General features: G+C 67.0%; 6 protein-coding genes. 2 read left to right on the forward strand and 4 right to left on the reverse strand.

Annotated features, from left to right (window positions below):
• Positions 1-90: 90 nt before the first annotated feature.
• The 4 genes from CFB43_RS06045 to CFB43_RS06060 form a co-directional block, all read right to left on the reverse strand.
• Positions 91-3,399 (reverse strand): efflux RND transporter permease subunit, encoded by a 3,309-nt coding sequence (locus CFB43_RS06045; protein WP_089494418.1) that lies wholly within the window; start codon positions 3,397-3,399, stop codon positions 91-93.
• Positions 3,400-3,405: 6 nt separating this feature from the next.
• Positions 3,406-6,519, reverse strand: coding sequence for an MdtB/MuxB family multidrug efflux RND transporter permease subunit (locus CFB43_RS06050; protein WP_089494419.1), 3,114 nt, complete (start codon positions 6,517-6,519; stop codon positions 3,406-3,408).
• A gap of 15 nt (positions 6,520-6,534) precedes the next feature.
• Entirely contained in the window at positions 6,535-7,896 is a 1,362-nt protein-coding gene (locus CFB43_RS06055) for an MdtA/MuxA family multidrug efflux RND transporter periplasmic adaptor subunit (RefSeq protein WP_089494420.1), read from the reverse strand.
• 253 nt (positions 7,897-8,149) lie between these two features.
• Positions 8,150-8,974 (reverse strand): IclR family transcriptional regulator, encoded by an 825-nt coding sequence (locus CFB43_RS06060; protein WP_089494421.1) that lies wholly within the window; start codon positions 8,972-8,974, stop codon positions 8,150-8,152.
• Positions 8,975-9,740: 766 nt separating this feature from the next.
• Here CFB43_RS06060 and CFB43_RS06065 point away from each other — a divergent pair.
• On the forward strand, positions 9,741-11,324 hold the full coding sequence (locus CFB43_RS06065; protein ID WP_089494422.1) for a multicopper oxidase domain-containing protein: 1,584 nt from the start codon (positions 9,741-9,743) through the stop codon (positions 11,322-11,324).
• A 66-nt stretch (positions 11,325-11,390) separates the two neighbouring features.
• On the forward strand, positions 11,391-13,040 hold the full coding sequence (locus tag CFB43_RS06070) for a multicopper oxidase domain-containing protein (protein WP_089494423.1): 1,650 nt from the start codon (positions 11,391-11,393) through the stop codon (positions 13,038-13,040).

The following is a 13,040-nucleotide window of genomic DNA, read 5'->3' on the forward strand; positions in this document are numbered from 1 at the left end:
GGAAGGGCGCAGCGGTGGGCATGGACTCACGATAGCCGATCGTCGCCGCGGTTCAAGCGCAAAAAACGGCCGCACGAGGCGGCCGCTTCATCACTCGCCGGCGACGGCCGGCCCGCCGTTATTCCCGCGGCGGTTGCGCCGTTTCTCGCCCCACACGCGGAAGCGGTCCATGTACAGGTAGACGACCGGCGTCGTATAGAGCGTCAGCACCTGCGACACGATCAGGCCGCCGGCGATCGCGATCCCGAGCGGCGCGCGCAGCTCGGCGCCGTCGCCGTGGCCGAACGCGAGCGGCAGCGCGCCGAGCAGCGCGGCCATCGTCGTCATCATGATCGGGCGGAAGCGCAGCAGGCACGCCTCGTGGATCGCGTCGAACGACGACTTCTGGTGGTTGCGCGTCTGGTCGATCGCGAAGTCGACCATCATGATCGCGTTCTTCTTCACGATCCCGATCAGCAGGATCACGCCGATCAGCGCGATGATGCTGAACTCGGTCTTGAACAGCAGCAGCGCGAGCAGCGCGCCGACGCCGGCCGACGGCAGCGTCGACAGGATCGTGATCGGATGGATGTAGCTCTCGTACAGGATCCCGAGCACGATGTAGACGGCCAGCAGCGCCGCGAGGATCAGGATCGGCTGGTCGTTCGTCGACTGCTGGAACGCCTGCGCGGTGCCCTGGAAGCTGCCGACGATGGTCGGCGGGACGCCGACCTGCGCCATCGTCTGGTAGATCACCTGCGTCGCCTGCGACAGCGACACGCCGGGCGGCAGGTTGAACGAGATCGTCGTCGCGACGAACAGCCCCTGGTGGTTGACCGACAGCGGCGTCGTGCTCGGCCCGAACGTCGCGATCGCCGACAGCGGGATCATCGTCGACTTCGACGTCGACACCGACGCACCCGACGACGCGCTCGACTTGCCGCTCGCCGCGATCGAGTTGAGCGCCTGGTTGCGCGCGGAGTCGGACGCGATCGCCGCGGCGCTCTGCGTGGCCGTGCCGGCGCTCGACGTGCCGGCGGAGGTCGCGACGTAGGTGCCGGCCGCTGCGTTGGTGGTCTGCGAGCCGTTCGCGCTGCCGCCCGACGTGCTGATCCACACCTGGTTCAGCATCTCGGGGCTCTGCCAGTACTTCGGCGCGACTTCCATCACCACGTGGTACTGGTTCAGCGGGTTGTAGATCGTCGAGACCTGGCGCTGGCCGAATGCGTCGTACAGCGTATTGTCGATCTGCGCGGGCTTGATGCCGAACCGCGCGGCCGTCGCCCGGTCGATCGTCACCATGGCTTCCATGCCGCCTTGCTGCTGGTCGGAGTTCACGTCGGTCAGCTCGGGGCGCTTCTGCAGCGCCTCGGTCAGGATCGGCCCCCACTTGTACAGGTCGGCGCTCGAATCGCCGAGCAGCGTGAACTGGTACTGCGCGTTGCTCTGCCGGCCCCCGACGCGAATGTCCTGCGCCGCCTGCAGGAACGTGCTCGCGCCGGCGACATCCGACAGCGGGACGCGCAGTTGCTGGATCACCTGGTCGGCCGACAGCTTGCGCTCGGTGCGATCCTTCAGCGTGACGAACATGAAGCCCGAGTTGGTCTGCGTGCCGCCGGTGAAGCCCGCGACGCTCTTCACGTTCGGGTTGCTCTGCACGATGCGCATCATCTCGGAGAACTTCAGCTTCATCGCCTGGAACGACGTCGACTGGTCGGCCCGGATGCCGCCGATCATCAGCCCGGTGTCCTGCTGCGGGAAGAATCCCTTCGGCACGACGATGTACAGGTAGACGTTCAGCCCGATGGTCGCGAACAGGGTCAGCAGGATCAGGAGCGGCCGGCGCAGCGCCCACGACAGCGAGCGCTCGTAGCCGCGCTGCATGCGGCTGAAACAGCGTTCCAGGAAACGCCCGAAGCGGCCTTCGTTTTGCGGGTCGTGCGACTCGGGCAGCAGGCGCGCGCACATCATCGGCGTGACCGTGAGCGACACCGCGAGCGAGACGGCGATCGCGAGCGACAGCGTCAGCGCGAACTCGCGGAACAGCCGCCCGACGATGCCGCCCATCAGCAGGATCGGCAGGAACACCGCGACGAGCGAAATGCTCATCGACAACACCGTGAAGCCGACCTCGCGCGCGCCGTCGAACGCGGCCTGCATGCGCGACTTGCCGTTCTCGATATGCCGCGAGATGTTCTCGAGCACGACGATCGCATCGTCGACGACGAAGCCGGTCGCGACGATCAGCGCCATCAGCGACAGGTTGTCGATCGAGAAGCCGAGCAGGTACATCGCGCCGAACGTGCCGATGATCGAGATCGGCACCGCGACGCTCGGGATCAGCGTCGCGCGCCAGTTGCGCAGGAACAGGAACACGACCATCACGACGAGGCTGACCGCGATCAGCAGCGTGTGCTCGGTGTCCTTCAGCGACGCGCGAATCGTGGTCGAGCGGTCGAGCACGGGCGTGACGGTGATGTCGGCCGGCAGCGACGCGGTGAGCTGCGGCAGCGCCGCGCGCACGCGGTCGATCGTGTCGATGATGTTCGCGCCGGGCGAGCGGTAGAGGATCACGAGCACCGCGCGCTTGCCGTTCGACAGGCCGAGGTTGCGGAGATCCTCGACCGAATCGACGACGTCCGACAGGTCGGACAGCCGCACGGCCGAGCCGTTGCGGTAGGCCACGACGAGGTCGCGGTATTGCGACGCCTGGGATGCCTGGTCGTTCGTATAGAGCTGGTAGCGCTGCGGGCCGAATTCGATCGCACCCTTCGGCGCGTTGGCGTTCGCGGAGGCCAGCGCCGCGCGCACGTCCTCGAGGCCGATCCCGTAGTGGAACAGCGCCTGCGGCTCGAGCTCGACGCGCACGGCCGGGTTCGCGGAGCCGCTGACCGACACCTGGCCGATCCCGTCGATCTGCGACAGCGACTGCTGCAGCACCGTCGACGCGGCGTCGTACAGCTTCGCGGGCGACGAGGTCTCCGACGTCAGCGACACGATCATGATCGGCGAATCGGCCGGGTTGACCTTGCGGTAGGTCGGGTTGCTCTTCAGCGCGGCGGGCAGGTCGGCGCGCGCCGCGTTGATCGCGGCCTGCACGTCGCGCGCGGCGCCGTCGATGTCGCGGTTCAGCCCGAACTGCAGGATGATCCGCGCGTTGCCGACCGTGCTCGTCGACGTCATTTCGGACACGTCGGCGATCGAGCCGAGGTGCCGCTCGAGCGGGCTCGTCACGCTGGTCGCGACCGTTTCCGGGCTCGCGCCCGGCAGCGACGCCTGCACCGAGATGGTCGGGAAGTCGACCTGCGGCAGCGGCGACACCGGCAGCTTGACGAACGCGAACAGGCCCGCGAGCGCGACGCCGATCGCGAGCAGCGTCGTCGCGACGGGGCGGGTGATGAAGGGGCGTGACAGGTTCATTGCTTGCTACGCATCCGTGCGCGGGCCGGCTTGCGGGCCGTGGCGTTCGAACCAGCCGCGCACGCGGCGCGCGAGCGAATCGAAGCCGAGGTAGATCACGGGCGTCGTGAACAGCGTCAGCACCTGCGACACGATCAGGCCGCCGGCGATCGCGATCCCGAGCGGCTGGCGCAGCTCGGAGCCCGCGCCGGAGCCGACGATCAGCGGCACCGCGCCGAGCAGCGCGGCGAGCGTGGTCATCAGGATCGGCCGGAAGCGCAGCAGGCACGCCTGGTAGATCGCCTCGCGCGGCGGCTTGCCTTCGACGCGCTCGGCCTCGAGCGCGAAGTCGATCATCATGATCGCGTTCTTCTTCACGATGCCGATCAGCAGCACGATGCCGATGATCCCGATGATGTCGAGGTCGTGCCCGGTGATCATCAGCGCGAGCAGCGCGCCGACGCCGGCCGACGGCAGCGTCGACAGGATCGTGATCGGGTGGATGTAGCTCTCGTACAGCACGCCGAGCACGATGTACATCGTGATGACCGCGGCGAGGATCAGGAACAGCTGGTTCGACAGCGATGCCTGGAACGCGAGCGCCGCGCCCTGGAAGCGCGTCTGGAACGACGCGGGCAACCCGATGTCCTTCTCCGCGGCGCCGATCGCCTTGACCGCCTCGCCGAGCGACGCGCCCGGCGCGAGGTTGAACGAGATGGTGGTCGACGGGAACTGCGACAGGTGCGCGACCAAGAGCGGCGACGGCCGCTCGTGGAACGACGCGATCGACGCCAGCGGCACCTGGCCGCCGCCCGCCGACGGCAGGTAGATGTCGTTCAGCGATTGCGCATAGTGCTGCTCCTTCGGCTCGGACTCGAGAATCACGCGGTACTGGTTCGACTGCGTGAAGATCGTCGACACGATGCGCTGGCCGAACGCGTCGTACAGCGCGTTGTCGACGGTCGCCGGCGTGATGCCGAAGCGCGCGGCGCTCGGGCGGTCGATCTCGATGTAGACGGACTGGCCGTTGCTCTGCAGGTCGGTCGCGACGTCGGCGAGCGACGGCTCCTGCTGCAGCCGGGCCACGAGCTTCGGCACCCAGGTCGCGAATTCTTCCGAGTTCGGGCTCGTCAGCATGAACTGGTACTGCGTCGGGCTGACGGTCGAGTCGATCGTCAGGTCCTGCACCGACTGCATGAACAGCGAGATGCCGGTGATGTTGGCGACGCGGTGCTGCAGGTCGCGGATGATCTGCGCGGCCGACTCGGTGCGTTCGTCGCGCGCCTTCAGGTTGATCAGCATCCGGCCGCTGTTCAGCGTGATGTTGCTGCCGTCGACGCCGATGAACGATGTGAGGCTCTCGACGTTCGGATCCTTCAGGATCTCGGCCGCGAGCGCCTGCTGGCGCTCCGCCATCGCGCCGTACGAAATCGACTGCGGCGCCTGCGTGATCGCCTGGATCACGCCGGTATCCTGCGCGGGGAAGAAGCCCTTCGGCACGTAGACGTACAGCAGGCCGGTCAGCGCGAGCGTCAGCAGCGCGACGACGAGCGTCGAGCGCTGGCGGTTCAGCACCCATTCGAGCGCGACCGCGTAGCGCGCGATCACCCAGTCGATCGCGCGGTGCACGCGCGCCTCGAAGCGGTGGCTCTCGGGCGGCGGCGAATGGCGCAGCAGCTTCGCGCACATCATCGGCACGAGCGTGAGCGACACGATCGCCGAGATCACGATCGTCACCGCGAGCGTGATCGCGAATTCATGGAACAGGCGCCCGACCACGTCGCCCATGAACAGCAGCGGGATCAGCACCGCGATCAGCGACACCGTCAGCGAGATGATCGTGAAGCCGATCTGCCTCGAGCCCTTCAGCGCGGCATCGAGCCCCGTTTCGCCTTCCTCGACGTAGCGTGCGATGTTCTCGATCATCACGATCGCGTCGTCGACGACGAAGCCGGTCGCGATGGTGAGCGCCATCAGCGACAGGTTGTTCAGCGAGAAGCCGGCCATGTACATCACCGCGAGCGTGCCGATCAGCGACAGCGGCACCGACAGGCTCGGGATGATCGTCGCGTAGACGTTCGCGAGGAACAGGTACATCACGAGCACGACCAGCGCGACCGCGAGCATCAGTTCGAACTGCACGTCGCGCACGGCGGCGCGGATCATCGTCGTGCGGTCGGTGACGATCTCCACGTCGAGCGCGGCCGGCAGCGTTTCCTGCAGCTTCGGCAGCTGCGCCTTGATCGCGTCGACGGTCGCGATCACGTTCGCGCCCGGCTGGCGCTGCACGTTCAGGATGATCGCCGGGTCGGCATTCACCCACGCGCCGAGCTTGGTGTTCTCCGAGCCGGCGACGACCGTCGCGACGTCGGTGAGCATCACCGGGCGGCCGTTCTTGTAGGCGACGACCGCGCTGTTGTACTGGTCGGCGCTCGTCAGCTGGTCGTTCGCGTTGATCGTGTACGCGCGCGTCGGGCCGTCGAAGTTGCCCTTCGGCGTGTTCACGTTCAGGTTCGAGATCGTCGTGCGCAGGTCGTCGAGGTTCATCCCGTACTTCGCGAGCGCGGTGGGGTTCGCCTGGATCCGCACGGCCGGGCGGTTGCCGCCCGACAGGCTGACGAGACCGACGCCCGCAACCTGCGAGATCTTCATCGCGAGGCGCGTGTCGGCGAGATCCTGCACCTGCGTGAGCGGCAGCGTCTTCGACTTGACGGCGAGCGTCAGCACCGGCGCATCGGCAGGGTTGACCTTCGCGTAGATCGGCGGGGCAGGGAGGTCGGACGGCAGCAGGTTGCCGGCCGCGTTGATCGCGGCCTGCACTTCCTGTTCGGCGATGTCGAGCGGCAGGTCGAGCGAGAACTGCAGCGTGATCACGGACGAGCCGGCCGAACTCTGCGACGACATCTGGTTCAGCGACGGCATCTGCCCGAACTGCCGTTCGAGCGGCGCGGTGACCGACGAGGTCATCACCTCCGGGCTCGCGCCCGGGTAGAAGGTCTGGACCTGGATCGTCGGATAGTCGACTTCCGGCAGCGCGGCGAGCGGCAGGAAGCGCAGCGCGACGAGACCGGCCAGCATGATCGCCGCCATCAGGAGGGCGGTACCGACCGGCCGGAGAATGAAGAGGCGGGATGGATTCATCGAGCGGCCCGCGCGTTACTGGGCCGCGGAGGCCGCTGCCTGCGACGCGCCGTGCTTGTGCCCGCCGCGATGGCCGCCGGCGCCCGATGCGCCCGACGCCGCACCGGCGCCGCGTGCGCCCGACGCGCCTTTCGGCTTGTCGGCCGGGATCGAGATCTTCGCGCCTTCGCGCAGGCGGTCGGAGCCGTCGGTCACCACGCGCTCGCCGAGCGACACGCCGCTGACGATGCTCGTGCGTTCGCCGTCGACCGGGCCGATCGTGACCTTGCGCACGGTCACCGTGTTGTCGGGTTTCACGACGTAGACGAACTGGCCGATCGAGCCGGTCAGCACGGCCGAGGTCGGCACGATCGTCGCGTTGCGCAGCACGTCGACGAGCAGGCGCGTGTTCACGAACTGATTCGGGAACAGCATGCCTTCCTTGTTATCGAAGTTCGCGCGCAGCTTGACCGTGCCCGTGCTCGTGTCGATCTGGTTGTCGAGCGTCGCGAGCGAGCCCGTCTCGAGCGGCACCGTGTTGTTGCGGTTGTACGCGGTGACCGACAGCTTCTGGCCCGCGTTCACCTGCTTGAGGATCTGCGGCAGGTTGTCTTCCGACGTCGTGAAGATCACGCTCATCGGCTGCAGCTGCGTGATCACGACGAGGCCGTTGGCATCGCCGGGCGTCACGTAGTTGCCGGGGTCGACCTGGCGCAGGCCGACGCGGCCCGACACCGGCGCGGTGATGCGCGCGTACGTGAGGTTCAGCTTCGCGGAATCGATCGCGGCCTGGTCGGTCTTCACCGCGCCTTCGTATTGCTTGACGAGGGAGGCCTGCGTATCGACGGTCTGCGACGCGATCGAGTCCTGCGACAGCAGCGTCTGGTAACGCTTCAGGTCGAGGCGGGCCGTCGCGAGCAGCGCCGAGTCGCGCGCGTGCGTGCCTTCGGCGTTCTCGAGCGCGACCTGGTACGGGCGCGGGTCGATCTGCGCGAGCAGGTCGCCTTTCTTGACGATCTGGCCTTCCTGGAATGCGACCGACTGCAGGTAGCCGGACAACTGCGTCTTGACCGTCACGTTCGCGAGCGGCGTGACGGTGCCGAGCGCGGACAGCACGATCGGCATTTCGCCCTGGGTCGCGGTCGCGACCTGCACGGGCTGCGGAATATTCGCCATCGCGGCGGGGCCGCCACGGCCGCGCTTTGCGCTGCCGGCGCTGGCCGCGGTACCTTGCGCCGTGCTGCCGGCCGCCGGCGTGCGGTTCCACGGATGCCACCACAGCAGGCCGCCGATGACGACGACCGCGAGCGCGCCGGCCATCAGCGTGCGGCGCGGGCGCCGCGCGGCGGGGGACGCGGGGTCTTTCGAAGGGGGCGTGGGCTTTTGTTCGTTATCCATCGTGATCTGTCAGGAAGACGGCGCGGCGGGCCGGAAATCGGACTGCTGGGCTGCGCGTGGGCGAGCGGTGCCGGGGAGGGGGCGCCCGGCTCGGTCCGGGCCCCCGCCGGCTGCGCGGGAAAAGAGCGGTGCGCACCGCGAGTGCGGCGCGACGATGGGCATGATCCTACGTCCCGTCCCCGTTACAGTCCAGTGGTCTATCTTTCAACGGGTTACGGTCGTTACAGAACGCGACAGTGCGATGACGGAACGCTTACACGCTGATGCGACGGGCCGGTGCGCCGCCGATCTCGCGGGTGATTTTCGCGATACATTCGTGCAGCGCGGGCACCACGTGTTCGTGCAGCCATTCGGGCGGGCACTGGTGCGACGCGCCACCGCAATTCACCGAATAGCGCTGGCCCGACGGGCCGACGAAACCGGCCGCGACGGCATTCAGGCCTTCGCGCCATTCGCCGATCGCGATCGCGTGGCCGTCGCGCATCGCGTCGTCCAGCGCGGGGGTCAGGCGGGCCGACACATGCGGCCAGTCGTCGCCCGCCGTGGTGCGCAGCGACTCGAGCAGCAGGCGGCGTTCGTCGTCCTCGAGTGCGGCGAGATACGCGCGGCCGACCGCGGTGCGCGCGATGTCCATCCGCGAGCCGATTTCGAGGCGCGTGACGAGCACGGCCGAGCGTGGACGGATCACGTCGATCGCGACCATGTCGAGCCGGTCGCGCACCGCGAGGTGCACGGACAGCGACGTGCGTTCGGCCAGCTCGATCATGAACGGCCGCGAACGCGCGCGGATGTCGAAGTTGCGCAGGAAGCCGTGGCTCAGTTCGAGCACCGACGCGGTGAGCACGAAGCGCTCGCTGTCGGGCAACTGGAACAGGAAGCCGGCGCTGACGAGCGTCGCGGTGATGCGCGAGACGGTCGGCTTCGGGATGCCGGTCAGTTCGGTCAGCTCGCGGTTGCTGACGGGGGCGTCGGCCGCCGCGATGCGGCGTAGCACGGCGAGGCCGCGGGCCAGGGCGGTGATCTCGTCGGGCGACGATTCACGGTCCCGCGACGCGGGAGGGGTTACAGTTGTCGACACGAGGGATTCTCTCTAATTCCGAAACTCGATTTCAATTTTGTTGGTATTGTAGGACTATTGTCAAAGGATGCATGTTCTGCGGGCGAACCGGTCATTGGATGAGATTTTACGGGTTCACCCTTGGTTTATTAGGAAAACGCTCAAATGAGCGTTGCCAGAAAGTGCATGAACCGGTGCAAATACCGCTTGACTTGTCGGGCGGAAACGGAAAGAATGTCTCACGTTTTCGAAACATCGTTTCAAGAGTTTAACCGGCAACGATGTTTCGCGCAGTCTCTCAGGTTCTAGCACGGCCCTCGGAATGGCTAGAACTTTTTTAGCGCCACGGTCTCCGTGGCGCTTTTTTTTGCCCGTTTTCCGGCGACCGCCCGGTTTGCCGCGATCGAAGGTCCGCTTCGTTGGAGCGGGGCCGGCACCGCTTGCCGCGTCCTGCACGATCCACCGCCACCCCCCGCGATTTTAATTAATTTCTGCTATCGGGAAAATTTCGGCAATACGTCGCCGGTCGTCGTGCGTCTTGCATCGGACAAATCCGGTGCCACGACGCGTCTGCCCGAACGTCGCACGTCCCATCCGTGCGGAGCATGTCGCCCCTCCGTGTGCCGGAGCCCCCCTATGCAAAAGTAGGGGGGTGACCCATCCCGGCCAGCCGCGCACCTCTGCAGAATCCAGATACGGGCCGATGCGAACACTTCGCCGGCCCGCGTCCGCAGCACAGCATGACGCCCAGCCCGTATCGCTGGTTGACCCCTTGGATGGAGGTCATATGTTCAGTACCCGCGCGTGTTGCAACAGTGTGGCGGCACTGTTGCTCCTGATGTGCGCCGTTCCCTCGTTCGCCCAGTCGTTCCGGGTCCAGTGCCCGTTCACCACGCCGTCGCACCCGACCGCGCTGGCGCCCGGTGTCGGCGAACCCGCTTACACGAAGCCGACCTATACCGGCCAGAATTCCACGTCGACCGGCACCGTGAACGGCGCGATCAAGTGCCAGCAGATCTCGGGCGGCGACGGCTATGCCACGATGGCCAACGGCGTGCAGACCTATCTGTTCGCGTTCGGCCCGCTGTCCGGGCTCGCGGACATCAAGGCCGGCCTGCCTGGCACGGAGCTCGCGTCGGTGTTCAACACCGTCGGCGACCCGAGGACGGACCCGACCTACAACGGCGCGGTCGGGCTCGCGCCCGATCCGGATGCCGGCGGCGCGCTGACCGGCCACGTCGATCCGCGCCCGATCATGGACATCGGCGTGATGAACGGCAACCAGCCCGCGCCGATGATGGCGATCGACGAGGACGACGAGTTCTTCCTCACGCTCACGAACGTCGGGATGATCATGCGCCCCGACCTGTTCGAGAAGCATACGGTGCACTTCCACGGCTATCCGAACGCGTCGTCGTTCTATGACGGCGTGCCGGACGCGTCGGTCGCGATCAACATCGGCGCGAGCTTCACGTACTACTATCTCGCGCCGGATGCGGGCACCTATTTCTGGCACTGCCACATCACGCCGCCGGAGCACCTGCAGATGGGCATGGTCGGCCAGATCTACGTGCGGCCGCGCCAGGACCGGGTGCCGAAGGGCGTGTCGCTGTACGACGCGCTCATGACGCAGCAGTCGGACCTGCGCACGCGCTGCGGCAACGACATCCTGTGCTCGACGCCGCTGCCGCCGCAGAACAACGGCCTCGTGCGGGCGGCCAACGTCAACATTCCGCCGACCACGCCGGAGACGCTGTCGCTCTACGCATACAACGACGGCGACGGCTCGACCGCGTACGACGTCGAGTATCCGATCCAGATCCATGGCTTCGATCCGAACTTCCACTTCGTCGGCATGACGTTCAATCCCGAACCGTTCACCGACATGAAGGACAAGTTCTTCCTGCTGAACGGCCGCAGCTATCCGGACACGGTGACCGAAGGGGCGATGTCGACGCCCGCTTCGGACAGCTCGATGCATCCGTCGCAACCGCTGCCGACGCTGGTCAACATTCCGGCCGGCGGCCGCGCGCTGTTGCGGATCTCGGATCTCGACGTGACCGAATACCAGACGCTGGCGTCGCTCGGCATCCCGATGCACGTGATCGCGCTGAATGCCCGCATGTTGCGCGACATGGCCGGCAACAACATGGCCTACGACACGAACTCGATCACGCTCGCGGGTGGCGAGTCGCTCGACCTGATTCTCGACGCCAGCGACAAGACGAAGTACCACTCCGGCCAGATTTTCTACCTGTACACGCCGAACCTCGATCACCTGTCGAACGATCAGGAGAACTTCGGCGGCCTGATGACCGAGGTCCACATCTGCAGCGCCGTGGACCCGCTCACGAAGCACTGCACTCTTTGATGACCAGGGCGCGCCCGCTGATGCGGGCGCGCCCGGCCGGGAAGTCCTGCCCTGAGGAGAAAAGCCGTGGGACACATCACTCATCATGCGTGGACCGCGACGCTCGCCCGTCTCGGACGGCTCGCACGCGTCGGCGTCGCGACGCTCGCCGCGTTGCTGTCGGTGCACGCGCACGCCGCCGCGCCGGGCATCACCGGCAAGGTCTTCAACCTCACGGCCCAGGAAGCGCGCATCACCCAGCCGGACGGCACGAGCGTCTATTCGTGGGGCTACGGCTGCGCGGCGACCAGCGCGACGTCGCTCGTCTTCTCGCCGTCGACGATCACCGGCGCGACCTGTCCGACGATGCAGATCCCCGGTCCGACGCTGATCGTCAGGCAGGGCGACATCATCACCGTGACACTCACCAACAACCTGCCGGCGGCAGCCGGCAACACGTCGATGCTGTTTCCCGGCTTCGTCGTGTGCACCGGCACCCTGAGCCCGGACGGCAAGACCTGCACCGGCACCTCCGGCGTTGCCGGGCTGCTCGCGCAGGAGGCGCAGCACGGCGCGACGGTCACCTACACGTTCGTCGCGGCGACGCCGGGTACGCATGCGTACTACAGCGGCACGCAGGGCGATCTGCAGATCGAGATGGGGATGTACGGCGCGATCATCGTGCTGCCGAATACGGCGGTCAACACGGCGGGCTGCATGGCGCTGCCGGATTCGGGCCGGCCGTTCGGCCAGCGCGATTTCCGCAACGCGGCGGCGGCATTCGACAACAGCGCCGCCTGCTATGACCGTGAGTATCTTTTTCAGTTCTCCGAAATGGATCCGCGCATCCATCAGCAGGCGGAGCAGCAGGTCGCGGCGAATACGTCGTGCACCAGGCCGACCGGCTGCATGACGGTCGAGACCGAGCCTTATCACCCGGCCTATTTCATGGTCAACGGCCGCTCGATGCCGGACGACATGGATCCGAACTACGCGCCGCAGTACCCGCACCAGCCGTACAACGGCAATCCGCACATGCATCCGGGCGAACTGGTGCTGCTGCGGATCATCGGCACCGGCCGCTGGCAGCATCCGTTCCACGAGCATGGCAACCACGTGCGCGTGCTGGCGCGCGACGGCAACCTGTTGCTCAGCCCGGTCGACCCGAACCACCCGGCGAACCCGCGGCTGCCGGCCGGCCCGCTGCTGTTCACGACCACCACGACGCCGGGCGCGACGATGGACGGGATTTTCTACTGGACCGGCAAGGGCCTGAACTGGGACGTCTACGCGCACTACCCGGGCGACGGCTCCGTCTGCGTGCCCGACGCGAACGGCTACTACACGACGGCGTCGAACCCGCCGGCGCCGCGCAACGCGCCGAACTACTACGAGTGGTGCCAGGACCACGGCAAGGCGCTCGAGAAGGCGCCGTTCGGCAAGGTCGCCAGCGGCGGGCCGGTCACGTTGCCGGACTCGAACATCCTGACGAACGGCTTCTGGTATGGCGGCAGTCCCTATCTCGGGCCGGACGCGACCGTGCGTGCGACGGCGCCGACCGGCACGTCGCCACCCAGCAACACGATCCTGAACCCGCCGGCGACGGAAGCAGGCTTCGCGTTCATGTGGCACTCGCATAACGAGCGCGAGATCACGACGAACAACATCTTCCCGGGCGGAATGATGATGATGATGCTCGTTGATCCTCCGGTATTTCCGATCGACGAATCCAATTAG

Origin of the sequence: Burkholderia sp. AU15512, assembly GCF_002223325.1 — a bacterium.
GTDB lineage: Bacteria > Pseudomonadota > Gammaproteobacteria > Burkholderiales > Burkholderiaceae > Burkholderia.

Bases quoted from the DNA above. Each gene is read 5' to 3' on its own strand.
- CFB43_RS06045 (WP_089494418.1), bottom strand. From the start codon at position 3,399: ATGAACCTGTCACGCCCCTTCATCACCCGCCCCGTCGCGACGACGCTG.
- CFB43_RS06050 (WP_089494419.1), bottom strand. From the start codon at position 6,519: ATGAATCCATCCCGCCTCTTCATTCTCCGGCCGGTCGGTACCGCCCTC.
- CFB43_RS06055 (WP_089494420.1), bottom strand. From the start codon at position 7,896: ATGGATAACGAACAAAAGCCCACGCCCCCTTCGAAAGACCCCGCGTCC.
- CFB43_RS06065 (WP_089494422.1), top strand. From the start codon at position 9,741: ATGTTCAGTACCCGCGCGTGTTGCAACAGTGTGGCGGCACTGTTGCTC.